This window comes from Pseudomonas sp. 05N36 (assembly GCF_056397385.1).
Genome location: NZ_JBFTNH010000014.1, coordinates 61,679 through 87,267, shown reverse-complemented (window position 1 = coordinate 87,267; position 25,589 = coordinate 61,679). Strand labels below are relative to the sequence as shown.

Below are 25,589 nucleotides of genomic sequence, written 5' to 3'. Positions count from 1 at the left end.
CCTCAGGCGAAACGGGGGGAGCGGCACTTTACCGGGCGCATTGAATGCAGGCAATTGATAGACGATACCTGTAGCAGCTGGCGAAGCCTGCGTTCGAGGACAAAGTCCTCGCCTATGCGATCGCGCCGATCATTCTGGAGAACTGCGCACTCAGATTTTACGACTGCTGCGCAGCCGAACGCAGCCTTCGGCAGCTGCTACGGGAACTGATCGGCCCCAAAATAAAAAACCCGCACCCCTTTCAAGGCGCGGGTTATTTCATTGCGTTAGCGAATCAACGCTCCAGCAGAATCCGCAGCATGCGACGCAGCGGTTCGGCCGCGCCCCACAGCAGCTGGTCGCCAACGGTGAAAGCACCGACGAACTGCGAACCCATGTTCAGCTTGCGCAGACGGCCAACCGGTACGTTCAGGGTGCCGGTGACCTTGGTCGGGCTCAGCTCCTGCATACTGATTTCGCGCTGGTTCGGCACCAGCTTGACCCACGGGTTGTGCTGGCTGATCAGCCCTTCGATATCGGCGATCGGCACATCTTTGTTCAGCTTGATGGTCAGCGCCTGGCTGTGGCAGCGCATGGCGCCGATGCGCACGCAGATGCCATCCACCGGGATCGGGCTCTTGAAGCGACCGAGGATCTTGTTGGTCTCGGCCTGGGCCTTCCACTCTTCGCGGCTCTGACCGTTCGGCAGTTCCTTGTCGATCCACGGGATCAGGCTGCCGGCCAATGGCACGCCGAAGTTTTCGGTCGGGTACGCGTCGCTGCGCATGGCTTCGGCGACGCGACGGTCGATGTCGAGGATGGCGCTGGCCGGATCGGCCAGTTGATCGGCGACAGCGGCGTGGGTCACACCCATTTGCTTGATCAGTTCACGCATGTGCTGCGCGCCGCCGCCGGAGGCCGCCTGATAGGTCATGGCGCTCATCCACTCCACCAGACCGGCTTCGAACAGACCGCCCAGGCCCATCAGCATCAGGCTGACGGTGCAGTTGCCGCCGATGTAGTTCTTGGTGCCCGCGTCGAGCTGCTGGTCGATGACCTTGCGGTTCACCGGGTCCAGAACGATCACCGCGTCATCCTGCATGCGCAGGCTGGAAGCGGCGTCGATCCAGTAACCCTGCCAGCCGGCTTCGCGCAGTTTCGGGAAGACTTCGCTGGTGTAGTCGCCACCCTGGCAGGTCAGAATCACGTCGAGGGTTTTCAGCTCTTCAATGCTGTAAGCGTCCTTGAGCGGAGCAATATCCTTACCCACGGACGGGCCTTGGCCACCGACATTGGAAGTGGTGAAAAACACCGGCTCAATAAGATCGAAATCCTGCTCTTCCAACATCCGCTGCATGAGCACGGAACCGACCATACCGCGCCAACCGATCAGACCTACACGTTTCATCGCAACTACACCTTTTACAAAAAGTGGGCTCGCTTGCCGACATCAGCGGCAAGCGGGGCCAGAGAGATTACAGATTCCGCAGCGCTGCGACTACTGCGTCGCCCATTTCCTGCGTACCTACTTTCGCGCAACCCGGCGACCAGATGTCCCCTGTGCGCAGCCCTTGGTCCAACACCAGGCTGACGGCCTTTTCGATAGCGTCCGCGGCCACCACCTGATTGAAGCTGTAACGCAGCATCATCGACACCGACAGAATCGTCGCCAACGGGTTGGCGATGCCTTTGCCTGCGATGTCCGGCGCCGAACCGTGGCACGGTTCGTACATGCCTTTATTGTTGGCATCCAGCGAGGCCGACGGCAACATGCCGATGGAACCGGTGAGCATCGAGGCTTCGTCGGACAGGATATCGCCGAACAGGTTGTCGGTGACGATCACGTCGAACTGCTTCGGTGCACGCACCAGCTGCATGGCGGCGTTGTCGACGTACATGTGGCTCAGTTCGACATCCGGGTAATCCTTGGCCACTTGCTCGACGATTTCGCGCCACAGCTGGCTGGACGCCAGAACGTTGGCCTTGTCGACCGAGCAGAGTTTCTTGCCGCGTACGCGCGCCATGTCGAAACCGACGCGGGCGATCCGGCGGATCTCGCTTTCGCTGTATGGCAGGGTGTCGTACGCCTGACGCTCACCATTCTCCAACTCGCGCACACCACGTGGCGCGCCGAAGTAGATACCGCCGGTCAGTTCACGGACGATCAGTATATCCAGGCCCGCGACGATTTCAGCTTTCAGGCTCGATGCTTCAGCCAGTTGCGGGTAAAGAATTGCCGGGCGCAGGTTGCCGAACAGGCCCAACTGCGCACGAATCTTCAACAAACCGCGTTCTGGACGAATGTCACGCTCGATGGCGTCCCATTTCGGACCGCCCACCGCACCCAGCAGCACCGCATCGGCAGCGCGCGCACGGGCCAGGGTTTCGTCGGCCAACGGCACGCCGTGCTTGTCGATGGCGGCGCCGCCGATCACGTCGTGGCTCAGCTCGAAATCCAGTGCGAACTTGTCGTTGGCCAGTTCCAGCACCTTGACCGCTTCGGTCATGATTTCCGGGCCAATACCGTCACCTGGGAGAATCAGAATCTGCTTGCTCATGCGTTCCTCATGTCATCAGTCGGCGCGCTCATGGGCGCGCCCGGAAAAATTCCAGCGCTTGGCGCTTATCGTTCAGCCATCAGCACCAGTACATCGGTGCTGAACGAACCATCGGCTTCAATCTCGAAATACTCGCGAACTTCATTGCCCATCGCCTGCTGCAACTCGCGGATCGCCACGCGCAACGCCTGGGGTGTACGCATGCGCTCGACCCAGGAGTTGTACTCCAGGCGCAGCCGCTGGCGCGTGGTGCTACGGGTATGCAACCCCGCCTCGCTGACCTGGCGCAACCACTCCCCGGCGGAATAATCACGCACGTGGCTGGTGTCGCGCAGCACCTCGACACTTTGCAGGTAAGTGTCGAACAACGGACTGCCCGGCGACAAGACATCAATAAATACTGCTACCCCACCCGGCTTGAGCACTCGGCGCACTTCGCGCAGGGCCACGCCGAGGTCGCTCCAATGGTGCGCCGAATAACGGCTGAAGACGAAATCAAATTCACCCTCGGCAAACGGCAGGCGCTCCGCCGCACCGAGCACGGTGGTCACATTGTTCAGACCACGATCAACCGCAGCGCCAGCTACCACGTCGAGCATCTGCTGCGACAAGTCGTAGGCGACCACTTCCTTGACCAGCGCAGCCACATGAAAACTCACATGACCGGCGCCGCAACCCAGGTCCAGCACTCGTGCATCACCGCGACCTGCCAGCTCGGCCTGTAGCAGCGCGAATTCGGTGCCCTGGGCATGTACAGCGCTGCTCAGGTAGGCGGCAGCCTGTTCACCGAATTGCTTTTGTACTACGTCGCTGTGCTGGGCAGTGCTGGTCATGGTGACGTCCTTAAGGGGTGAGTCTTGTGGTGTTTATTGGGGCCTCATCGCGAGCAGGCTCGCTCCCACAGGGGTTCTGTGAACACCGCAAATCCAGTGTGGGAGCAGCCGGCCGACGCTCGGCTGCTCGCGATGGCTTTATTACGCCTTACGCAAAATCACGCGTCGCGAAACAACCACGGCTGGCTCGCGCGGTGCCTGGCTTCGAACGCGGCAATCGCATCGCCGTCCTGCAAGGTCAGGCCGATATCGTCCAGGCCGTTGAGCAGGCAGTGTTTGCGGAAAGCATCGATTTCGAAGCTCAGGACCTTGCCGTCAGGACGGGTCACGGTCTGGGCCTGCAAGTCGATCTGCAACTGGTAGCCCGGATTGGCTTCCACTTGCGCAAACAACTCGTCGACTTCAGCGTCGCTCAGGATGATCGGCAGCAAGCCGTTCTTGAAGCTGTTGTTGAAGAAGATGTCGGCGTAGCTCGGCGCGATGATGCTGCGGAAACCGTACTCTTCCAGGGCCCACGGCGCGTGCTCGCGGCTCGAACCGCAGCCGAAGTTTTCCCGGGCGAGCAACACGCTGGCACCTTGATAACGCTCGGCGTTGAGCACGAAATCCTTGTTCAGCGGACGCTTGGAATTGTCCTGATACGGTTGCCCGACATCCAGGTAACGCCACTCATCGAACAGGTTCGGACCGAAACCGGTGCGCTTGATCGACTTCAAGAACTGCTTGGGAATGATCTGGTCGGTGTCGACGTTGGCACGATCCAAAGGCGCGACAAGACCAGTGTGCTGGGTAAAAGCTTTCATGCTGCGCTCCTTCAGATCAATTCACGGACGTCGACGAAACGGCCGTTGACAGCGGCGGCGGCGGCCATTGCCGGGCTCACCAGGTGCGTACGGCCACCAGCGCCCTGACGGCCTTCGAAGTTACGGTTGGAGGTCGATGCGCAATGCTCGCCGGACTCCAAACGGTCCGGGTTCATTGCCAGGCACATCGAGCACCCCGGCTCACGCCATTCGAAACCGGCCTCGAGGAAAATCTTGTCCAGCCCCTCGGCTTCGGCTTGCGCCTTCACCAGGCCCGAACCCGGCACCACAATGGCTTGCTTGATGGTCGAAGCCACTTTGCGACCCTTGGCGATCACTGCCGCAGCGCGCAAATCTTCGATCCGCGAGTTGGTGCAGGAGCCAATGAACACGCGGTCCAGTTGAATGTCGGTGATCGCCTGATTGGCGGTCAAACCCATGTACTTCAAGGCGCGGACGATAGAGTCGCGCTTGACCAGATCCATCTCTTTAGCCGGATCCGGCACGTTCTGGTCGACGGCGAGGACCATTTCCGGGGACGTGCCCCAGCTGACTTGCGGCTTGATCTGCGCAGCGTCGAGCTCAACGATGGTGTCGAACGTGGCATCCGCATCGGACACCAGGTCTTTCCAGGCTTCGACAGCCATATCCCACTCAGCACCTTTCGGTGCGAACGGACGACCCTTGACGTAGGCAACAGTCTTTTCGTCAGCGGCAACCAAACCAACCCGCGCACCGGCTTCGATGGACATGTTGCAGATGGTCATGCGGCCTTCGACCGACAACTCGCGAATCGCGCTACCAGCGAATTCGATCGCGTGGCCGTTACCGCCAGCAGTGCCGATCTTGCCGATAACAGCCAGGACGATGTCCTTGGCAGTCACGCCGAACGGCAATTTGCCTTCAACGCGGACCAGCATGTTCTTCATTTTCTTGGCGACCAGGCACTGGGTGGCGAGCACGTGCTCGACCTCGGAAGTGCCGATACCGTGAGCCAACGCGCCGAACGCGCCGTGGGTCGAGGTATGGGAGTCACCGCAGACCACGGTCATGCCCGGCAAGGTTGCGCCCTGCTCCGGGCCGATGACGTGGACGATGCCTTGACGCACGTCATTCATCTTGAATTCGACGATGCCGTATTCGTCACAGTTGTCATCGAGGGTCTGAACCTGCAAACGCGAGACTTCGTCAGCGATGGCAGCAATGCCGCCCTTGCGCTCAGGAGTCGTCGGTACGTTGTGGTCCGGGGTCGCGATGTTGGCATCGATGCGCCACGGCTTGCGCCCGGCCAGACGCAGACCTTCGAAGGCTTGCGGCGAGGTCACTTCGTGAATGATGTGACGATCGATGTAGATCAGCGCCGAACCATCGTCGCGCTGCTTGACCAAATGCGAATCCCAGAGCTTGTCGTAGAGCGTTTTGCCGGCCATCAGACGTTTCCTCATCAGCTTGTTTCTATGCCCCGGGCTTGAAGCGACTCAATAACCCTTTGGCTTGTGAGGTCGATCCTATGGGGTTACATTAAATAACTCAAATTCATATTTTTTATGCTTTGGATAACCAACTGGAATGCAACCATGGACCTGGCCAACCTCAATGCTTTTATAGCCATCGCCGAGACCGGCAGCTTCTCCGGCGCAGGCGAACGGCTACACCTGACCCAGCCCGCCATCAGCAAACGCATCGCCGGGCTGGAGCAGCAGTTGAAGGTGCGACTGTTTGATCGACTGGGCCGGGAAGTCGGCCTGACCGAGGCCGGGCGCGCCCTGCTGCCGCGCGCCTATCAGATTCTGAATGTGCTGGATGACACGCGCCGGGCGCTGACCAACCTGACCGGCGAAGTGACTGGCCGCCTGACACTGGCGACAAGTCATCACATTGGCCTGCACCGCCTGCCCCCGTTGCTGCGGGCGTTCACCCGACGCTATCCCGAGGTCGCGCTGGATATTCAGTTCCTCGATTCGGAAGTCGCCTACGAGGAAATTCTTCACGGCCGTGCCGAACTGGCGGTCATTACCCTGGCACCCGAGCCGCACACTCTGGTGAAAGCCACACCGGTATGGGACGACCCGCTGGACTTCGTCGCGGCCCCGGAGCATTCGCTGATCAACAATGGCGCGGTCAGCCTGGCCGATATCGCCGGCCATCCGGCGGTTTTCCCCGGTGGCAACACCTTTACCCACCACATCGTGCAACGACTTTTCGAAGCCCAGGGGCTGACGCCGAACATCGCGATGAGCACTAACTATCTGGAAACTATCAAGATGATGGTTTCCATTGGCCTGGCCTGGAGCGTATTGCCGCGCACCATGCTCGACGATCAAGTGGCACGCATTCCTTTACCGGGCATACAACTCACTCGCCAGCTAGGCTATATCGTGCACACCGAACGGACGCTGTCGAATGCTGCACGGGCTTTCATGGCCTTGTTGGACGCACAAATCGATTTGCCACGGACTCACGGCTAAGTTGTGCTAATCCTTTAAGGTTGAAATTCCCAGCGCCAAACACCCAATTCAGCCCAAGGCTTGTTACCCATGCCCAAATCTGCTGACCGCACTCGCTCACGCACGCCCCCAATGCCGCGCATTCAGGCGCTCGACCCGCGGACCTCGGAGCAGATTTGGGAGAGCGCGCCACAACTGCTCGCCGCCTTGAACGGTGCACGCCTGGGCGCCTGGTACTGGGACATTGAACGCGGGCTGATCAGCTGGTCGCGGGGGACTCAAGCCCTGTTCGGGTTTGACCCAAAAAAACCACTGCCGGCCGACATGGAATACCTGGATCTGTTGCCGGTGGAGGATCGAGCCAAGACCCTGCGAGCCTTTAACGCCGTGGTTGCCGGCGCACCGCTTGAACAGGCGATGCATCACCGGGTCCGCTGGCCCGACGGCAGCCTGCACTGGCTGGAGATCAACGGCAGCCTGATACCGGATAAACAAGGCCGGCCACGGATGATCGGGGTGATTCGCGAGATCACCCATCAACGCCAGCGCGAACAGGCCCTGAGCAGCTCGGAGAAACGTTTCGCAACACTATTTCACCTGAGCCCGAACATGGTGTTGCTGACCCGTCAGGAAGACGGTCTGATCAGCGAAGCCAATCAATACTTCGAAAGCCTGTTTGGCTGGCCCGTGCACAGCGTGATCGGCCGCACGACACTGGAACTGGGCCTTTGGGTAGACCCGCAACAACGCGCCAAACTGGTCAAGGCAACCAAGGCCAAGGGCGAACTGGTCAGCATGGAGGTGCAGTTTCGCGCCAGCAACGGCCAGGTCCACGATGGCATTCTCAGCGCGCAAAAGGTTGAACTCGAAGGCCAGCCCTACCTGCTCAGCACTTTCCTCGACACCAGCGAACGCAAACTCGCCGAGCAAGCGCTCAAAGACAGTCAGGAGCGCCTGGACCTGGCCCTCGACTCGGCGCAACTGGGCACGTGGGACTGGCACATTCCCAGCGGCATGCTCTATGGCTCGGCCCGTGCCGCACAGCTGCATGGCCTGGACCCGGTGCCCTTCCACGAGCCCTTCGATGCGTTTTTCGAAGGCGTTCCCGACGATGAGCGCGACAGCATGCGTGACGCCTACCGCAGCCTCCGCGAAGGCCCGGCCGGCAATTATCAACTGACCTACCGTGTGCAATTGCCCGACGGCAGTTCGCGCTACCTGGAAAGCCGTGCACGGCTCTATCGCGATGAGTCCGGCGTTCCCGTGCGCATGGCCGGTACGTTGCTCGACATCACCGACCAGGTGGAGCGCGAGCAGCGCCTGATCACCTCCGAAGAAAAATTCGCCAGCCTGTTCCAGGTCAGCCCGGACCCGATCTGCGTGACGCGCCAGGACACCGGCCAGTTCATCGAGATCAACCCCGCCTTCACTCAGACCTTCGGCTGGACCACCACCGACGTCATCGACCGCAGTGCCGACGAGATCGGCCTCTGGGACGCTTCGGTGAAGCGTCAGCAACGCATCGAGCAGGTGATTCGCGAACAGGCGCTGAACAACGTCGCGATCATCGTTCACCACAAGGACGGGCAGCCCTTGACCTGCGTGATTTCCAGCCGTCAGATCAGCGTCGGCAACGAGCCATGCATCGTGACCACCTTGCGCGACATCACCCAGCAGCAGCGCTCCGAAGCTGCACTGAAGTCCAGTGAAGAGAAATTCGCCAAGGCGTTTCACTCCAGCCCCGACGCCATCACCATCACCGAGCGCGACAGCGGCCGCTACCTGGAGGTCAACGACGGCTTCTGCCGCTTGACCGGCTACAGCGCCGACGAAGTAGTAGGTAAAACCGTTTATCAGGTCGGCATCTGGGCCGAAGAAAAACAACGCTCAACCCTGCTGGCCGAGTTGAAGGCCAAAGGCCGGGTACATCACCACGAAATGCTTGGTCGCAACAAGCGCGGCGAAATTCTCACCGTCGAGGTCTCGATCGAACCCATCACCCTGAACGAAACCGCCTGCCTGCTGATGACCGCCCGGGACGTCAGCCTGCTGAAAAACGCCGAAGCGCAGATCCGTCACCTCGCCTACCACGACCCACTGACCAACCTGCCCAACCGCGCCCTGCTGATGGATCGCCTGAGCCAGCAGATCGCCCTGCTGAAACGCCACAACCTGCGCGGCGCCTTGCTGTTCCTCGATCTCGACCACTTCAAGCACATCAACGACTCGCTCGGTCACCCGGTGGGCGACACCGTGCTGAAAATCATCACTGCACGCCTCGAAGCCAGTGTGCGCATGGAAGACACCGTGGCGCGACTCGGTGGCGATGAGTTCGTGGTGCTGTTGAGCGGCCTGGAAGGTACGCGCAACGAAGTCAGCGAACAGGTTCGCGAGTTGGCCGACACGCTGCGCGAGCTGTTGTCCGAGCCGATGTTCCTCGACGGTCAGCGCCTGCAAGTCACCCCGAGCATCGGCGTGGCCTTGATCCCCGATCACGGCTCAACCCCCACCGACCTGCTCAAGCGTGCCGACATTGCCCTGTACCGAGCCAAGGATTCGGGACGCAATGCCACGCAGATGTTCCACAACACCATGCAAAAAGCGGCCAGTGAACGCCTGCGGATGGAAACCGACCTGCGCCTGGCCCTTTCGCGTGGTGAGTTCAGCGTGCAATACCAGCCTCAGGTGGACGCTCTGGACGGTCGCATTATCGGCGCCGAAGCCTTGGTGCGCTGGCGCCACCCGCGGCTGGGGGAGCAATCGCCCAGCRAATTCATCAAGGTACTGGAAGACAGCGGGCTGATTCTTGAGGTCGGTGCCTGGATCCTCGATGAGACCTGCCAGGCCTTCAGGCAATTGATCGATAGAGGCCTGATCGATCCGCTGAACTTCAGCCTTTGCGTGAACATCAGCCCACGGCAATTTCGCCAGAACGACTTTGTCGAACGGATTGAACAAACCCTGAGCAGTCATGGACTGCCGTATTCGCTGCTCAAGCTGGAGGTCACCGAAGGCATCGTGATTCAGAACCTGGACGACACCATCAGCAAGATGCGTCGCCTGAAGAAACTTGGCGTCAGCTTCGCCATGGACGATTTTGGCACCGGCTACTCCTCGCTGACGTACCTCAAGCGCCTGCCGGTGGACACCTTGAAGATCGACCAGTCGTTCATCCGCGATGCGACCAGCGATCCGAACGACGCGGAAATCATCCGCGCCATCGTGGCCATGGCCCGCAGCCTGGAGTTGACGGTAATTGCCGAAGGGGTCGAAACCACCGAACAGCTCGAGTTCCTGCAAGGGCTGGGCTGCCACTTGTATCAAGGCTACCTGCACAGTCAGCCGCTGCCGCTGGAGGGTTTCCTGAAACTGCTCAAATGACGAGCACAAAAAAGGGCGCCAGTGGCGCCCTTTCTCATCGCGATGACTCAGTGTTCCAGAGCCGGTTTTTGCGTCCCGTTGATCGGGATACGCTTGGCTTTCGCTTCCTCCGGCACGACCCGCAGCAGGTCGATGTTCAACAGGCCGTTGCTCAGGCCCGCGGACTTGATTTCAATGTGGTCCGCCAGCCGGAAGGACAACTTGAAGGCGCGCTGGGCGATGCCCTGGTACAGATAGGTGACAGCTTCATTGGTGTCACGTTTGCCGCCACTGATGGTCAGCACACCTTTCTCCACTTGCAACTCCAGGTCTTCTTCCTGGAAGCCGGCCGCCGCGATGACGATGCGGTATTCGTCGTCGCCATGCTTTTCGACGTTGTACGGTGGATAGGTGCTGCCTGGCTCATTGCGCAGCGCCGACTCGAACAGATCGTTGAAACGGTCGAAGCCCACCGAGGAACGGAACAGTGGAGCCATGGAAAATGCAGTACTCATGATTCAAATCTCCTGAAAACAATCAGCAAGTTTTTTGTCTCCGCGACCCGAATTCGGCATCGCGTAATCCTTAGATAAGGACCGCCGACTGCATTTCAAGAGGTTATTTTGTGTTTTTTTTAACACAGGTTTCAGGCTGCTTCGCACGCCTGTAGACCTAGCAAGCGCGAGACCTGATCCAGCTCGGTTTCACGACGCAGGACGGTGAACAGCTCCACCGCTTCGGGATAATTGCGGGTCAGCATCGCCAGCCACTGCTTCAAACGACCCGGTGACTGGCGCGGTGTCATCTGCGCCTTGGCTTGCAGCCAGAAGTCCTGAAGCAGCGGCAGCAGCTCGGCCCAGGTCATCTCGAGCACTTCTTCACCGGCCCGTGCGGCAGCGATTTGCCGCGCCAGGTCGGGGCGCGACACCAGGCCACGCCCGAGCATGATGTCTTCCACGCCGCTGATTTCGCGGCAACGGCGCCAGTCTTCAACGCTCCAGATATCGCCGTTGGCGAACACCGGCACCTTGACTACTTCCTGCACCCGCGGGATCCACTCCCAATGCGCTGGCGGCTTGTAGCCGTCCGTCTTGGTCCGTGCGTGCACGACGATGTGCGCAGCACCGCCCTCAGCCAACGCGGTGGCACAGACCAGAGCGCCGTCGGGGCTGTCAAAACCCAAACGCATCTTGGCCGTCACCGGGATGTGTGCCGGCACTGCGCGGCGCACATGTTCGACGATTTCGTTGAGCAGCTCCGGCTCCTTGAGCAGTACTGCACCGCCACGCGACTTGTTAACGGTCTTGGCCGGGCAACCGAAGTTCAGGTCGATCACCTCCGAACCCAGCTCACAGGCCAGCGCCGCGTTTTCTGCCAGGCACACCGGATCGGAACCGAGCAATTGCACGCGCAACGGCACGCCTGAAGCGGTCTTGGCGCCGTTCAGCAGTTCAGGGCCGAATTTGTGGAAATAGGCAGGCGTGAGCAGTTGATCGTTGATCCGAATGAACTCGGTCACGCACCAATCGATACCGCCAACACGGGTCAACACGTCCCGCAGGATGTTGTCGACCAACCCCTCCATGGGCGCCAAAGCAATTTGCATGGAAAACACTCAACGAAAAACGTGCGGCAGTTTACTGGATTACGCGAGGAATTCGCAGGACATCGCTGATCCCTTGTGGGAGCGAGCCTGCTCGCGATTCAGGCGGCGCGGTTTATCAAGTACACCGCGTTATCGTTCATCGCGAGCAGGCTCGCTCCCACATTGGATCAACGCCGGGCCGTAGCCTTCGATGAATTCCGCCGGCATGCGCCTGGGCTTGCCGCTGGACAGCTCGATGCAGACAAACGTGGTTTGTGCCCGCAGCAGTGTGGCGTTGTCGCTCGGGCGTTTCAGCTGGAAGTGCCGGGTCATCTTCAGGCGCTGATCCCAGTCGACGATCCAGGTCGCCAACTGCAACTCATCACCCTCATAGGCAGCGGACAGGTAATCGATCTCGTGGCGCACCACAGCCATCGCCCGGTCCAGCCGCCGATATTCGGTCAGGTCCAGCCCCAGACGCTGCGAGTGGCGCCAGGCGCAGCGCTCGAGCCAGGTGACATACACCGCGTTATTGGCGTGCCCCAGCCCATCGATGTCCTCGGCAGCAACCTGCAGGTCAATGATAAACGGCGTTGCCCGATCCCAGCCCATGCCCCACTCCCGGTCAGATTATTCGACCGGGGCAGTGTAACGGATGATCAGGCCGATTGGCGCGCCTGCAAGCTACGACCGGACAGTAGCGACAGCACGCCTTCGATCACTCGCGGATCCGCCAGCACCCGCTGATGCCCACCCTCCTCCAGGCGCAACAGGCGACTGTCGAACCAGGCGTCGTGAATCAATTGCGACTCATTGACCGAGACAAAGACGTCGTCTTCGGCATGTACGATCAACCCCGGCATATCCAGTTGATAGTGGGCGACATCCAGTCGCGACGCCTGGATACCCACATCCCGTTCGACTTTGCGGATAAACGCCGAACGCGCCTTGGGCGGCATGCGAACATGGCGGGCAAAACCGCGCAACACGGCAAGAATCCGTGCCGGTGCGGCGATGCTGACCAGGGTTTCTGTGCGCAAACCCAGCTGAACGGCAAGCATCGCACTGGCACCGCCCATGGAGTGGCCGATGACCGCTTGCAAGGGAGGCAGCTCTGCCGCCGCTTCAAGCATCGCCCGAGCAAAAAGCACGACGTTGGCCTCGCGACCGGGCGAGCGACCGTGAGCCGGACCATCCAGCGCGACCACGGTGTAGCCGGCATCTACCAGCGCCGTGATCAGGCTGGCGAATTGTGTCGGCCGACCTTCCCAGCCGTGCATCAGCAGCACTGTCGGGCCCTGCCCCCAGCGCAACGCTGAAAGGCCGAAGCGCAGGGTGATCCGCTCGGAGTTCGCCAGCAGCGGCATTTCCCAATCACGCAAAGGCAGCTCGCGCGGCGTCATGAACACCGAACGCATCTTGCTTGCCACCCATTGCGGCGCAACCCAGCCCAAGGTGCCGTTAACGCCACGAACCCAACTTAACGTGCTCATCGCTCATCTCCAAAGGCTTGTGCTTCAGGTCATAGCACCGCCGACTTGGCGGCACGCAGCAATCGATCGGACAACTCACCGGCACCCAGCGCCCGTGCCAGGGCCAAACCACCGACCATCAGCGCCAAGTCAGCCAGCGCTTTGTCGGTGTCTTCCGGGCTGGCGGCCAACTGCGCGACCATCAGCTCGATGTGTTCATTCAAGGCCAGACGAAAATCGTCCGGCAGACGCCCCAGTTCCCCTATCGACGCCGGAATCGGGCAGGCGTGATCGGTGGAGTCTCGGTGTTTGCGTGACAGGTAAAACGCAGCGACCAGCGCCCGGCGTTCTTCGCCGGTCAGCGAGGGGTCCATTTCGGCGATCAGCGCCCGACGCTGGCCGAGCAATTGCGTGAAGGCCTCCAGCATCATGGCGTCCTTGCTTTCGAAGTGGGCGTAGAACCCGCCGACGGTAAGGCCCGCAGCGCCCATCACTTCACCCACACTAGGCTCTGCCGGGCCGCGCTGGATCAGCGCAGAGCTGGCGGCCTGGAGAATGCGTTCACGGGTTTGAGCTTTTTTATCGTTCATCGTTGCCTCCGAATATTACGAATAGAATATTATTCTCATAATAATTATTCGCAAGTCGCTGATATGACCATTGGTCAGAAGAACAGTGTGGGGAGAATGAGGGATTGGCCAAACGCCAGACAAACAAAAGGGCCATTCAATAATTGAATGACCCTTATAAATCCCGCAGAGCGGGTAATCGTGGCGTCCCCTAGGGGACTCGAACCCCTGTTACCGCCGTGAAAGGGCGGTGTCCTAGGCCACTAGACGAAGGGGACGCAAACCCTTCTATACAACTGATCAGTGCTGAGTACTGATCGATTCAAGGCCGGTGTGGCCAGACCTTGAACTGTAAAATTGGTGGAGCTAAACGGGATCGAACCGTTGACCTCTTGCATGCCATGCAAGCGCTCTCCCAGCTGAGCTATAGCCCCGGATTTTTCGCCTCGCGGCGGAGCGATGTCTTGCAACATCACTTCTGTAAAACTGGCGTCCCCTAGGGGACTCGAACCCCTGTTACCGCCGTGAAAGGGCGGTGTCCTAGGCCACTAGACGAAGGGGACGCAAACCCTTCTATACAACTGACCAACGCTGAGTGTTGATCGCTTCAAGGCCGGTGTGGCCAGGCCTTGAAGTGTAAATTGGTGGAGCTAGACGGGATCGAACCGTCGACCTCTTGCATGCCATGCAAGCGCTCTCCCAGCTGAGCTATAGCCCCTCATCGCTGAGGACGGGGCGAATCTTAATGGCGGATCGGAAAGCTGTCAAACTTATTTTTAACAATTTTCAAAATTTTTTGCCGCCATAACAATCACTTACCGCCCTCCCCCCGAAAAATGGGGGTGACGCCGAAGAGCAAGATCAAAAGATCGCAGCCTCCGGCGACTCCTGCACGGGGTCAAACACCTCAGGCGATAGCGCCCAGGAGCTTTTCCCACTCTTTGTTTTCTTTCTTCGACACGCCACCGAGCAAGTCGATCGCCTGGCGCAGACGGAAACGCGTCAGGTCCGGCCCAAGGATTTCCATCGCATCCAGCACCGACACCGAGCTGGCCTGGCCAGTGATGGCCGCGAACATCAGCGGCATGGCATCACGCAACTTCAGCTCCAGGGATTCGACAACCGCCTGAATGGTCGCCGTGATGCTGTCCTTTTCCCACTGACGCAGGCTTTCGAGCTTCCACAGGATCAACTGCATCAACTGGCGAACCTGATCGCCCGAGAGCTTCTTGGATTCGAACAGCTTGGCATCCGGGGTCACGCCGCCAGCGAAGAAGAAGCCGGCCAACGGTGCGATCTGGCTGAAGGTTTCAACACGACCCTGCACGTGCGGTGCGATCTTCATCATGTATTCAGGGTTCAGCGCCCAGGCCTGCACGCGGCTGGCAAACTCTTCCACCGGCAGATCACGCAGCCATTGGCCGTTGAGCCACGACAGTTTCTCGATGTCGAAAATCGGCCCGCCGAGGGAAACGCGTTTCAGGTCGAAGTTGTCGACCATTTCCTGCAGCGAGAACTTCTCGCGCTCGTCCGGCATCGACCAGCCCATGCGACCGAGGTAGTTGAGCATCGCTTCCGGCATGAAGCCCATACGCTCGTAGAACGTGACCGAGGTCGGGTTCTTGCGCTTGGACAGCTTGCTCTTGTCCGGGTTACGCAGCAACGGCATGTAGCACAGCTCTGGTTGCTCCCAGCCGAAGTACTCGTAAAGCAGAATCAGCTTCGGTGCCGATGGCAGCCATTCTTCGCCGCGCAAGACGTGGGTGATGCCCATCAGGTGGTCGTCGACCACGTTGGCGAGGAAGTAGGTCGGCAGGCCGTCGGTCTTCATCAACACTTGCATGTCCATGCGATCCCACGGGATCTCGACGTCGCCACGCAACATGTCCGGCACCACGCAGACGCCTTCGGTCGGGACCTTCATGCGGATGACGTGCGGCTCGCCAGCAGCCAGACGGCGCGCCACTTCTTCCTTGGAGAGCAACAGCGCACGGCCGTCGTAACGCGGGGTTTCACCGCGGGCCATTTGCTCGGCGCGCATCTGGTCCAGCTCTTCAGCGGTGCAGAAGCACGGGAACGCGTGCCCCAGATCGACCAGTTGCTGGCAGTACTTCTGGTAGATGTCGCCACGTTCGCTCTGGCGATACGGACCGTGCGGGCCGCCGACATCCGGGCCTTCGCTCCAGTTGATGCCCAGCCAGCGCAAGGCATCGAAAATCTGCTGTTCGGACTCGCGGGTCGAACGCAATTGGTCGGTGTCTTCAATCCGCAGGATGAACTCACCGCCATGCTGCTTGGCAAAGCAGTAGTTGAACAAAGCGATGTAAGCGGTGCCGACATGGGGATCGCCGGTAGGCGATGGCGCGATGCGAGTGCGGACGGTGGTCATGGCATGTCTCGAAAGAATATAAAAAGCGGAGATGAAACAAAGGGCGAATGGTAACAGGCGTTGCCCGCCCGGCTCCAGTGAGCAGGGCATTTAAGCCAACGTTGGGGCTACAAAAGGCTCTGGCACCGCTCAACGGCTGATTATCAATAAGTGGCATTTACCGCTTATCGGCTATATGACAGATTCGAGTACTGATAAATCTCCTTACACTTTCTCGACTACAGTCTGCTCATGCCTGCCCAACTCAAGCGTCGCCTGTTCACTTTCCTGCTGATCGTCCTGCTGGTTGCCGGGGGCTTCTTCGCTGAATGGTTCTTCAAGGGACGGTTTTACGAAAGCACCGATAACGCTTATGTCCAGGGTGAAATCACCCGTGTCTCCAGCCAGTTGGGCGCGCGCATCGAGGAAGTGCTGGTACAGGACAACCAGCATGTCGAACAAGGCCAGCTGCTGATCCGACTTGAAGGCGATGACTTTCATCTCGCCGTCGACCGCGCCAACGCGACCCTCGCCACCCGCGAAGCCGAGCGCCTGCAAGCCCAGAGCAAACTGACCCAACAAGCCAGCCTGATCGCCGCCAGCGAAGCTCAGGTCGCTGCCAGCCAGGCCACCCTCGGCCGCTCGCAAATCGATTTGTCCCGCGCGCAAACCCTGCGCAAACCGGGTTATGTCTCGGAAGAACGGGTGACCACCCTCTCCGCCGACAACCGCATCGCTCGCTCGCAAGTCGCCAAGGCCCAGGCTGACGCCCAGGGCCAGCGCCAGCAGGTCAACGCCCTGACGGCCGAGATCAAGCGCCTCGACGCGCAGATTGCCAACGCCAAAGCCGATCTGGCGCAAGCCCGACTGAACCTGACCCGCAGCGAAATCCACGCACCGATCAGCGGCCTGATCGGCCAGCGCGCAGCGCGCAATGGCCAATACGTACAGGCGGGCGCTTACCTGCTGTCGATCGTCCCGGACCAGGACATCTGGATTCAGGCCAACTTCAAGGAAACCCAGATTGGTCACATGCAACCCGGCCAGAAAGCCGAACTGATCTTCGATGCCTACAGCGACACACCGATCGAAGCCCGGGTCGACAGCCTGTTCGCCGCCTCGGGCGCGCAGTTCAGCCTGCTGCCACCGGACAATGCCACCGGCAACTTCACCAAAGTCGTGCAAYGGATTCCGGTAAAACTGACCTTTGCCGCCGACAATCCGCTGCACGGCAAGATCCGCCCAGGCATGTCAGTCACCGTCAAAGTCAACATCAAAGACCCTGGCGATGGCCGGTGATCAACTGATCCGCCCGGTCGGCGAACCGACCCGGAGGGACTGGATTGCGGTGATGAGCGTGATGCTCGGCGCCTTCATGGCGGTGCTCGACATCCAGATCACCAACGCCTCGCTCAAGGACATCCAAGGCGCGCTGTCAGCGACCCTGGAAGAAGGCTCGTGGATTTCCACCTCGTATCTGGTGGCGGAAATCATCATGATTCCGCTCACCGCGTGGCTGGTGCAACTGCTCTCGGCACGACGCCTGGCGGTGTGGGTCTCGCTGGGTTTTCTGGCCGCCTCCCTGCTCTGCTCGATGGCCTGGAGCCTGGAGAGCATGATTGTGTTCCGCGCCTTGCAGGGGTTCACCGGCGGCGCGCTGATTCCGCTGGCGTTCACCCTGACGCTGATCAAACTCCCCGAACACCATCGCGCCAAAGGCATGGCGATGTTCGCCATGACCGCGACCTTCGCGCCCTCCATCGGCCCGACCCTCGGCGGCTGGCTGACGGAAAACTGGGGCTGGAAGTACATCTTCTACATCAACATCCCGCCGGGACTGATCATGATCGCCGGCCTCATGTATGGCCTGGAGAAGAAAGCAGCCCACTGGGAATTGCTCAAAAGCACCGACTACATGGGCATTCTCACGCTGGGCGTTGGCCTGGGGTGCTTGCAGGTATTTCTTGAGGAAGGCCATCGCAAGGACTGGCTGGAGTCGAACCTGATCGTGACGCTGGGCTGCATCGCCCTGTTGAGCCTGATCACCTTTGTGATCGTGCAAGTGTCCAAGCCCAATCCGCTGATCAATCTGGGCATCTTGCGCAACCGCAACTTTGGCTTATCGAGTATTTCCAGCCTGGGCATGGGCGTGGGGCTTTATGGTTCGATTTATCTGCTGCCGCTGTACCTGGCGCAGATCCAGAGCTACAACGCCTTGCAGATCGGCGAAGTGATCATGTGGATGGGCGTGCCGCAGCTGTTCCTGATTCCGCTGGTGCCGAAACTGATGAAGTTCGTTTCGCCGAAGTGGCTGTGCACGCTCGGCTTTGGCCTGTTTGGCTTGGCGAGTATTCTTTCGGGCGCGCTCAACCCCGACTTCGCCGGACCACAGTTCAATCAGATCCAGCTTGTCCGCGCGCTGGGCCAGCCGCTGATCATGGTGACCATTTCGCTGATCGCCACCGCCTACATCCTGCCGCAGGATGCAGGCTCCGCGTCGAGCCTGTTCAACATCCTGCGCAACCTCGGCGGCGCGATTGGCATCGCCCTGCTCGCGACCCTGCTGGATGCCCGAACCAAGACCTACTTCGATTATTTACGCGAGTCGATCGTGCCGACCAACCCGCAGGTGGCCGAGCGCATGGCGAGCATGACCGATCGATTCGGCAGCGAAATGGCCGCGCTGGGCAAGCTCAGTGAGATCACCCATCAGCAGGCCTTGATCATGGCCTACAACGATGCGTTTCACTTTGTCGGGATTGCGCTGGGGGTGAGCATGCTGGCGACCCTGCTGACCAAGGCGTTGCCGCCCGGGTTGAAGTCCGGCGAGGCGCACTAAGACCGAGGCGCCCCTATCGCGAGCAAGCTCGCTCCCACATTGGACCGCGCACGCCCAGACAACGCGATCAACTGTGGGAGCGAGCTTGCTCGCGATGAGGCCATTTCAGGCACCGGGAATCAGACAGTCAACAACCGCTCGCGCATCTTGGTGATTTCGTCGCGCGTCTGCGCGGCGGCTTCGAACTCCAGGTCGCGGGCGAGCTGGTACATCTTCTCTTCCAGCTGACGAATGCGCTTGGCGATTTCGCTCGGTGAACGCAGTTCGTTTTCGTAGCGGGCACTTTCCTCGGCTGCCTTGGCCATGCCTTTGCGCTTCTTGCTGCGCGAACCGGGCACGGTGGCGCCTTCCATGATGTCGGCAACATCCTTGAACACGCCTTTGGGGGTGATGCCATTGGCCAGGTTGAAAGCGATTTGCTTGTCGCGACGACGCTCAGTCTCGCCAATCGCCCGCTCCATCGACCCGGTGATCCGGTCGGCATACAGAATCGCCCGGCCATTGAGGTTCCGCGCCGCGCGGCCGATGGTCTGGATCAGCGAACGCTCGGAGCGCAGGAAGCCCTCCTTGTCGGCATCGAGAATCGCCACCAGCGACACTTCCGGCATGTCCAGGCCTTCACGCAGCAGGTTGATCCCCACCAGTACATCGAAGGTGCCCAGACGCAAATCGCGGATGATCTCGACCCGCTCCACCGTATCGATGTCCGAGTGCAGATAACGCACCCGCACACCGTGGTCGGCAAGGTAGTCGGTCAAGTCTTCGGACATGCGCTTGGTCAACGTAGTGACCAGCACCCGTTCCTCCAGCGCCACCCGCTTGGTGATTTCCGACAGCAAGTCGTCGACCTGAGTCAGCGCCGGACGAATTTCAATTTGTGGGTCGACCAGACCGGTCGGCCGCACCACTTGCTCGATCACTCGACCGGCATGTTCCGCTTCGTAGTTACCTGGGGTCGCCGAGACGAAAATCGTCTGCGGACTGATGCTTTCCCACTCGTCAAAACGCATCGGCCGGTTATCCAGTGCCGACGGCAGCCGGAAACCGTATTCGACCAGCGTCTCTTTACGCGAACGGTCGCCCTTATACATCGCACCGACCTGCGGCACGCTGACATGGGATTCGTCGATGACCAGCAAGGCGTCTGCCGGCAGATAGTCAAACAAGGTGGGTGGCGGCTCACCGGACTCTCGGCCCGAGAGGTAGCGCGAGTAGTTTTCGATACCGTTGCAGTAACCCAGCTCCAGGATCATCTCGAGGTCAAAACGGGTGCGCTGCTCCAGACGTTGGGCTTCCACCAGCTTGTTGTTGGAGCGCAGGTATTCCAGACGCTCCTGCAGCTCGACCTTGATCCCTTCGATGGCCCCCAGCAGGGTTTCTCGCGGCGTTACATAGTGGCTCTTCGGATAAAAGGTGAAACGCGGCAGCTGGCGAATCACTTCGCCAGTGAGCGGATCGAAAGCGGAAATTTTCTCCACTTCATCATCGAAGAGCTCAATACGGATCGCTTCAAAATCGGATTCCGCCGGGTGGATATCAATCACGTCACCGCGCACGCGGAAGGTCGCGCGGGCAAAATCCATGTCGTTGCGGGTGTATTGCAGGTCGGCCAAACGGCGCAGCAAGGCGCGCTGATCGAGCTTGTCGCCGCGATCGACGTGCAGGACCATTTTCAGATAGGTTTCCGGGCTGCCCAGACCGTAGATGCACGACACCGTGGTGACAATGATCGCGTCCTTGCGCTCCAGCAGCGCTTTGGTCGCAGACAGTCGCATCTGCTCGATGTGATCGTTGATCGAGGCGTCTTTCTCAATGAAGGTATCGGACGACGGCACGTAGGCTTCGGGCTGGTAGTAGTCGTAGTAGGAAACGAAGTACTCCACCGCGTTGTTCGGGAAGAACGCCTTGAACTCGCCATACAGTTGCGCGGCCAGCGTCTTGTTCGGCGCCAGCACCAGCGTCGGTCGCTGTACCTGGGCGATCACGTTGGCGATACTGAAGGTCTTGCCCGAACCGGTCACACCAAGCAACGTCTGGTGCGCCAGCCCGGCCTCGATGCCCTCGACCATCAGACGGATGGCTTCCGGCTGATCGCCGGCTGGCTCGAAGCGGGTGACTAGCTGGAATTCAGACATATCGTACCTATTGGTTTCCAAGGAGCGACGCACTCCGGCGCTGACGGGCGCGCCAGAACGGTGAAGGTCGCTCACGACGAATGTCGCAGGGAAAAATCATGATAACCGTTGATGTGGTGCCGAATACCTCTAGTTTCAAGGCAAACGTCCTACATGCCCCTAAGCCATTGACATGACAATAAGGCTAACGACCGAAAAATAATCCGAAAAAACCTGCCCGAAAAGCGGAAACGCCTGTCGCCGCGACCGGTGTAGGCCTCTATACTAGCTCCCCGTTTGTGCACCGCTCTAGTGCATTCGGCTGGAGCGCCACACGTCCCTCCACATTCCATTCAGAGCCGCCGCAATAATGAGCCTCTTCTCCGCTGTCGAAATGGCACCACGCGATCCAATCCTGGGCCTCAACGAAGCATTCAACGCTGACACCCGTACCAATAAGGTCAACCTGGGGGTCGGTGTTTACTGCAACGAGGAGGGGCGAATTCCACTCCTGCGAGCCGTTGTCGAAGCCGAGACGATTCGCGCCGCTCAACACGCTTCCCGTGGCTACCTGCCGATCGACGGTATCGCCGCCTACGACCAGGCCGTGCAAAAGCTGCTGTTCGGTAAAGACTCGCCACTGCTTGCCGCTGGCCGGGTTGTCACCGCCCAGTCCGTCGGTGGTACCGGCGCACTGAAAATCGGCGCTGACTTCCTCAAGCAACTGCTGCCGAACGCCGTCGTTGCCATCAGCGACCCAAGCTGGGAAAACCACCGCGCGCTGTTCGAAACCGCCGGCTTCCCGGTTCAGAACTATCGCTACTACGACGCCGCGACTCACGACGTGAACCGCGCCGGCCTGCTGGAAGACCTGAACGCCCTGCCGGCTGGCTCCATCGTTGTGCTGCACGCCTGCTGCCACAACCCGACTGGCGTCGACCTGAGCCCGGCAGACTGGAACAACGTGCTGGACGTGATCAAGGCGAAAAAACACGTGCCGTTCCTCGACATGGCCTATCAGGGCTTTGGCGACGGCATTGACGAAGACGCCGCTGCAGTGCGCCTGTTCGCCGAGTCGGGCCTGAACTTCTTCGTTTCCAGCTCGTTCTCCAAATCGTTCTCGCTGTACGGTGAACGTGTTGGCGCCCTGTCGATCGTCAGCGAATCGAAAGAAGAAAGCGCTCGCGTGCTGTCGCAAGTCAAACGCGTGATCCGCACCAACTACTCCAACCCGCCGACCCACGGTGCAGCGATCGTTGCGGCCGTACTGAACAGCCCTGAACTGCGCGCCCAATGGGAACAGGAACTGGCTGAAATGCGTCTGCGTATTCGCGGCATGCGTCAGCAGATGGTCGATCTGCTGGCGAAAAACGCGCCTCACCAGGACTTCAGCTTCGTCGGCCGTCAACGCGGCATGTTCTCGTACTCGGGCCTGACGGTTGAGCAAGTCACCCGCCTGCGCAACGAGTTCGGCATTTATGCCCTGGACACCGGCCGCATCTGCGTTGCCACGCTGAACCAGAGCAACATCGACGTAGTGACCAAGGCCATCGCTCAGGTGATCTAAGCCACACGCGCGACAGAAAAGGGGAAGCCGCTTGGCTTCCCCTTTTCGTTGGCGAGCAGATAATTATCAACACTGCGAACGAGCACTCTAGACTGCACACGTACTGCGCATTTCCGATACTTCAGAGAACCGACATGAAAAACGATGACTTACGCGCTGACCGCGATGACGACCTGGACCTGGATCACTTCGTGCCGCGCCCCCAGACCAAACGCAGCAACGGGCTGGTGTGGCAGGTTGCCTTGGGCGTATTTCTTGGCGGCCTGGCCCTGTGGCTGGTGCAACTGGTCGCCACGTCGCTGTACGCCAAGTTCTTGCTCGGCACCTTCACCTTCGGCGGTTAAGGTCGATCAGCCTGCCAGTTCGGTCGAACGCTGACTGGCGGCGTCGTCATAAGCCACATACAACGATTCGGCAACCTGGCTTTTGATCGCTTTGGTGCTTTCCAGCCCCAGCACAAACCCTTCAGCCTTGCCGCCAGCGCGATTCAGCTCATCAGCGGTGCTCGCCTGAGTGATCGCATCGAAGAGCTTCTCGGCATGCGGCCCGACGCCTTTGGGCAGGCTGATCTGAGCAATGCTCATACGAACACCTCGCGCAGCATTGATAACGTGAGCAATGGTTGGTGAGTCATGACGCGTACCTTTTCGGCTGAGGGCCGGTAGCGCGTGAAACCACTTCCGGGGGGCCATGGTAGACCTCTGCCACGATTCTGGTAACCGCCAATGGCTGACAACGCCCTCCTCGCCTGCAGAAACATCACCGCCCACCTGAAAATCTGCCATCCGAGCAATTGACGCTTGACTTGTCCTTTTTAATCAGTAACATACGGCGCATTCCGCGATAGCTCAGTTGGTAGAGCAAGTGACTGTTAATCACTGGGTCCCTGGTTCGAGTCCAGGTCGTGGAGCCAGACAGCAATATCGAAAAGCCCCTGAATCGAAAGATTCAGGGGCTTTTTTGTGGCTGATGGAAAATCAAAAGATCGTCCGGACGCGGCCCGAACCTGCGGCAGCTTCAACGTCTATGGCCGGGGGACACGAGGCAGTTCGCGTTTGTGAGCGGTTTTGATGTAGGCGCTTTCGATGATCTGCTGCGCCTGCTGCGACACCGCTTCGCCCATCAGATACGCATCGATTTCCTCGTAACTGCAACCATACGCCGCCTCATCCAGCTTGCCCGGTGCCAGGTCTTCCAGGTCGGCGGTCGGCGCCTTGCGCACCAGATGTGTCGGCGCGCCCAAGGCGTCGGCCAGCAACCGCACCTGGCTTTTGATCAACCCGGACAGCGGCGCCAGGTCGCAGGCGCCGTCGCCGAATTTGGTGAAGAACCCCATCAGCGCTTCCGCACCATGATCGGTGCCGACCACCAACCCGCTGCAGAAGTTGGCGATCGCGTATTGCGCCAGCATCCGCGCCCGAGCCTTGACGTTGCCTTTGGCAAAGTCGGTGAGTTCGGCCGAAGGCTGCAAGCCGTCGATGGCGATATTGGTCATCAGGCCGTCGACACAGTCGGCGATGTTGCTGGTGGTGATCAGGTCCGGGCGGATGAAGTCCAGGGACGCCTGGGCGTCGAGTTCGTCGGCCTGGGTCTTGTACGGCAGGCGCACAGCGATAAAGCGCGCCTCATGATCCTCGGCGCGCAATTGCTCCACGGCCAGCTGGCACAGGCGGCCGGCGGTCAGGGAGTCGACGCCGCCGCTGATGCCGAGCACCAGGGCCTTGCAGCCCGACTCGCGCAGCACCTGTTTAATGAAATCGATACGACGAATGATTTCAGCGGCCTCGCCGCCCCGGGCGAGTTGCCGGTCGATGCCCAGCTCCCGGGCAATGCGCTCTTGCTGTTGCATAGTCATATCAGGCTCCCAGCTGAGGATTGATCAGGCTGACGTTGAATACCTGGGCCGCGTACCGCAGGAACGAGGCGTCTTCACAAACGTTCTTGATCGGGTCGTCGGAGAACTTCACCACCGGTTCGCCATGCACCCGCACCAGTTTCATGACGATGCTCAGCGGTTCGACGCCTTCGACATCGCAAGCCAGGCTGGTGCCCATGCCGAAACCGAATCTGGCCTTGCCACGCACGTGACGCAGGATCGGCAGGCACTTCTCGAAGTTGAGACCGTCGGAGAACATCAGGTCCTTGGTTCTTGGATCGATGCCCAGTTCCTTGTAACGCCCCAGCACCTTGTCGGCCCAGACGATCGGGTCACCGGAGTCCTGACGCAGGCCGTCATAGAGCTTGGCGAAGTACAGGTCGAAATCCTTAAGGAAGAAGTCAGTGCTGATGCAGTCGGTGAGCGCAATCCCCAGCCTGCCCCGGTACTCGCGCACCCAGTTCTCCAACGCGGCGTTCTGGCTCTCGCGCAGCCGCCCGAGTTGCTGGTGCACCATCAGCCATTGGTGGGCCATGGTGCCGATCAGCGGCAGGTCGAACTCGTAGGCCAGGTGAGCATTGCTGGTACCGACGAACACCCCGGGGAAGTCGCTGCGCATGACGTTGACCACTTCGCGCTGGGCCCTGAACGACAGGCGCCGGCGGGTGGAGAAGTCCGAAACCCGAAACTCGGCGAGTTCTTCGCGGCTGGCGTTTTTTTCCAGCCATTCGAACTTCTGGTACAGCTTGCGGGTAACGTCGGCCAGCTCGACTTCCGGGTACTTCTCGCGGTTGCGCAGCTCACTGACCATCGCCAGCACCGGCTGCTCGAACATGATGCAGTGCAACATCGGACCACGGACGCGGATGTGCAGTTGGCCGTCGACTTCCGACACGTGGATGTAGCGCAGGTTGAAGCGAAACAGACCGAGGAACTGTTCAAAGTCCGGTGTCAGGTATTCACGGAAACGTTTATTGAACAGAAACCGCTGCTCACCTTCGCGCAACTGCAGGCCGGCGAGCTTTTCCAGCTCATTGCGAATGTCCGGGATCAGGTGCCCGAGCCGCTCTTTCGAGCGCACGATGAACTGGTATTCCACCTCGACGTTCGGGTGCTGGTGCAGCACCGCCTGCATCATGGTGAAGGTGTAGTAGTCGGTATCCAGAAGACTCTGGATGACGCCGTTGCTGCTATCGAATGCACTTTCCATGTTTTCTTC

General features: G+C 60.0%; 21 protein-coding genes and 5 tRNA genes. 7 read left to right on the top strand and 19 right to left on the bottom strand.

What is annotated here, in order from left to right:
* Nucleotides 1-274 precede the first annotated feature (274 nt).
* The 5 genes from asd to leuC form a co-directional block, all read right to left on the bottom strand.
* Nucleotides 275-1,387, bottom strand: a complete 1,113-nt coding sequence (asd, locus tag AC1DIH_RS18575) for an aspartate-semialdehyde dehydrogenase (protein ID WP_054596622.1) — start codon at nucleotides 1,385-1,387, stop codon at nucleotides 275-277.
* A gap of 67 nt (nucleotides 1,388-1,454) precedes the next feature.
* On the bottom strand, nucleotides 1,455-2,537 hold the full coding sequence (leuB, locus tag AC1DIH_RS18570; RefSeq protein ID WP_477772800.1) for a 3-isopropylmalate dehydrogenase: 1,083 nt from the start codon (nucleotides 2,535-2,537) through the stop codon (nucleotides 1,455-1,457).
* A gap of 65 nt (nucleotides 2,538-2,602) precedes the next feature.
* Nucleotides 2,603-3,370, bottom strand: coding sequence for a class I SAM-dependent methyltransferase (locus AC1DIH_RS18565; RefSeq protein WP_477772799.1), 768 nt, complete (start codon nucleotides 3,368-3,370; stop codon nucleotides 2,603-2,605).
* Between the two features lie 158 nt (nucleotides 3,371-3,528).
* Nucleotides 3,529-4,173 carry a 3-isopropylmalate dehydratase small subunit gene (leuD, locus tag AC1DIH_RS18560; RefSeq protein WP_054596619.1) on the bottom strand — a complete coding sequence of 215 codons (645 nt, stop codon included), beginning with the start codon at nucleotides 4,171-4,173 and terminating at the stop codon, nucleotides 3,529-3,531.
* 11 nt (nucleotides 4,174-4,184) lie between these two features.
* Complete coding sequence (gene leuC, locus AC1DIH_RS18555) at nucleotides 4,185-5,603, bottom strand: 3-isopropylmalate dehydratase large subunit (RefSeq protein WP_477772798.1); 1,419 nt, start codon at nucleotides 5,601-5,603, stop codon at nucleotides 4,185-4,187.
* Nucleotides 5,604-5,750: 147 nt separating this feature from the next.
* On the opposite strand from leuC, the gene AC1DIH_RS18550 reads away from it, so the two are divergent.
* Nucleotides 5,751-6,641 (top strand): LysR family transcriptional regulator, encoded by an 891-nt coding sequence (locus AC1DIH_RS18550; protein ID WP_477772797.1) that lies wholly within the window; start codon nucleotides 5,751-5,753, stop codon nucleotides 6,639-6,641.
* A 69-nt stretch (nucleotides 6,642-6,710) separates the two neighbouring features.
* On the top strand, nucleotides 6,711-10,001 hold the full coding sequence (locus tag AC1DIH_RS18545; protein WP_477772796.1) for a PAS domain S-box protein: 3,291 nt from the start codon (nucleotides 6,711-6,713) through the stop codon (nucleotides 9,999-10,001).
* 47 nt (nucleotides 10,002-10,048) lie between these two features.
* Here AC1DIH_RS18545 and AC1DIH_RS18540 read toward each other — a convergent pair whose 3' ends face one another.
* From AC1DIH_RS18540 to gltX, 10 genes are all read right to left on the bottom strand, one after another.
* Nucleotides 10,049-10,495, bottom strand: a complete 447-nt coding sequence (locus AC1DIH_RS18540) for an Hsp20 family protein (protein WP_477772795.1) — start codon at nucleotides 10,493-10,495, stop codon at nucleotides 10,049-10,051.
* Between the two features lie 131 nt (nucleotides 10,496-10,626).
* Nucleotides 10,627-11,586 (bottom strand): tRNA dihydrouridine synthase, encoded by a 960-nt coding sequence (locus AC1DIH_RS18535; RefSeq protein ID WP_477772794.1) that lies wholly within the window; start codon nucleotides 11,584-11,586, stop codon nucleotides 10,627-10,629.
* Nucleotides 11,587-11,715: 129 nt separating this feature from the next.
* Nucleotides 11,716-12,177, bottom strand: a complete 462-nt coding sequence (locus AC1DIH_RS18530; RefSeq protein WP_477772793.1) for an acyl-CoA thioesterase — start codon at nucleotides 12,175-12,177, stop codon at nucleotides 11,716-11,718.
* A 47-nt stretch (nucleotides 12,178-12,224) separates the two neighbouring features.
* Nucleotides 12,225-13,058, bottom strand: coding sequence for an alpha/beta fold hydrolase (locus AC1DIH_RS18525; RefSeq protein WP_477772792.1), 834 nt, complete (start codon nucleotides 13,056-13,058; stop codon nucleotides 12,225-12,227).
* Nucleotides 13,059-13,087: 29 nt separating this feature from the next.
* The gene (locus AC1DIH_RS18520) at nucleotides 13,088-13,627 is read right to left on the bottom strand and encodes a TetR/AcrR family transcriptional regulator (protein ID WP_477772791.1); all 540 of its coding nucleotides are present in this window, start codon (nucleotides 13,625-13,627) and stop codon (nucleotides 13,088-13,090) included.
* Nucleotides 13,628-13,808: 181 nt separating this feature from the next.
* Nucleotides 13,809-13,884, bottom strand: a tRNA-Glu gene (locus AC1DIH_RS18515).
* 80 nt (nucleotides 13,885-13,964) lie between these two features.
* Nucleotides 13,965-14,040 (bottom strand) — tRNA-Ala (locus AC1DIH_RS18510).
* Nucleotides 14,041-14,093: 53 nt separating this feature from the next.
* Nucleotides 14,094-14,169, bottom strand: a tRNA-Glu gene (locus tag AC1DIH_RS18505).
* Between the two features lie 79 nt (nucleotides 14,170-14,248).
* Nucleotides 14,249-14,324, bottom strand: a tRNA-Ala gene (locus tag AC1DIH_RS18500).
* Between the two features lie 189 nt (nucleotides 14,325-14,513).
* Nucleotides 14,514-15,995 carry a glutamate--tRNA ligase gene (gltX, locus tag AC1DIH_RS18495; RefSeq protein ID WP_216744591.1) on the bottom strand — a complete coding sequence of 494 codons (1,482 nt, stop codon included), beginning with the start codon at nucleotides 15,993-15,995 and terminating at the stop codon, nucleotides 14,514-14,516.
* 231 nt (nucleotides 15,996-16,226) lie between these two features.
* On the opposite strand from gltX, the gene AC1DIH_RS18490 reads away from it, so the two are divergent.
* Nucleotides 16,227-17,273, top strand: coding sequence for an HlyD family secretion protein (locus AC1DIH_RS18490; protein WP_477772790.1), 1,047 nt, complete (start codon nucleotides 16,227-16,229; stop codon nucleotides 17,271-17,273).
* Nucleotides 17,263-18,813 (top strand): MDR family MFS transporter, encoded by a 1,551-nt coding sequence (locus AC1DIH_RS18485; RefSeq protein WP_477772789.1) that lies wholly within the window; start codon nucleotides 17,263-17,265, stop codon nucleotides 18,811-18,813. The genes AC1DIH_RS18490 and AC1DIH_RS18485 overlap by 11 nt, the downstream gene beginning before the upstream one ends.
* Before the next feature lie 119 nt (nucleotides 18,814-18,932).
* On the opposite strand, the gene uvrB is transcribed toward AC1DIH_RS18485, so the two are convergent.
* Nucleotides 18,933-20,948, bottom strand: a complete 2,016-nt coding sequence (gene uvrB, locus AC1DIH_RS18480) for an excinuclease ABC subunit UvrB (protein ID WP_477766361.1) — start codon at nucleotides 20,946-20,948, stop codon at nucleotides 18,933-18,935.
* 349 nt (nucleotides 20,949-21,297) lie between these two features.
* On the opposite strand from uvrB, the gene AC1DIH_RS18475 reads away from it, so the two are divergent.
* Nucleotides 21,298-22,494 carry an amino acid aminotransferase gene (locus AC1DIH_RS18475; RefSeq protein WP_477772788.1) on the top strand — a complete coding sequence of 399 codons (1,197 nt, stop codon included), beginning with the start codon at nucleotides 21,298-21,300 and terminating at the stop codon, nucleotides 22,492-22,494.
* Nucleotides 22,495-22,628: 134 nt separating this feature from the next.
* The gene (locus AC1DIH_RS18470; RefSeq protein ID WP_477772787.1) at nucleotides 22,629-22,838 is read left to right on the top strand and encodes a hypothetical protein; all 210 of its coding nucleotides are present in this window, start codon (nucleotides 22,629-22,631) and stop codon (nucleotides 22,836-22,838) included.
* Nucleotides 22,839-22,844: 6 nt separating this feature from the next.
* On the opposite strand, the gene AC1DIH_RS18465 is transcribed toward AC1DIH_RS18470, so the two are convergent.
* Complete coding sequence (locus AC1DIH_RS18465) at nucleotides 22,845-23,078, bottom strand: hypothetical protein (protein ID WP_019692692.1); 234 nt, start codon at nucleotides 23,076-23,078, stop codon at nucleotides 22,845-22,847.
* A gap of 253 nt (nucleotides 23,079-23,331) precedes the next feature.
* On the opposite strand from AC1DIH_RS18465, the gene AC1DIH_RS18460 reads away from it, so the two are divergent.
* Nucleotides 23,332-23,407, top strand: a tRNA-Asn gene (locus AC1DIH_RS18460).
* 111 nt (nucleotides 23,408-23,518) lie between these two features.
* Here AC1DIH_RS18460 and nadE read toward each other — a convergent pair.
* Nucleotides 23,519-24,349: an ammonia-dependent NAD(+) synthetase gene (nadE, locus tag AC1DIH_RS18455; RefSeq protein WP_477772786.1), complete on the bottom strand. Its 831-nt coding sequence runs from the start codon at nucleotides 24,347-24,349 to the stop codon at nucleotides 23,519-23,521.
* 1 nt (nucleotide 24,350) lies between these two features.
* Nucleotides 24,351-25,580 (bottom strand): nicotinate phosphoribosyltransferase, encoded by a 1,230-nt coding sequence (gene pncB, locus AC1DIH_RS18450; protein ID WP_477772785.1) that lies wholly within the window; start codon nucleotides 25,578-25,580, stop codon nucleotides 24,351-24,353.
* Nucleotides 25,581-25,589: the final 9 nt, after the last annotated feature.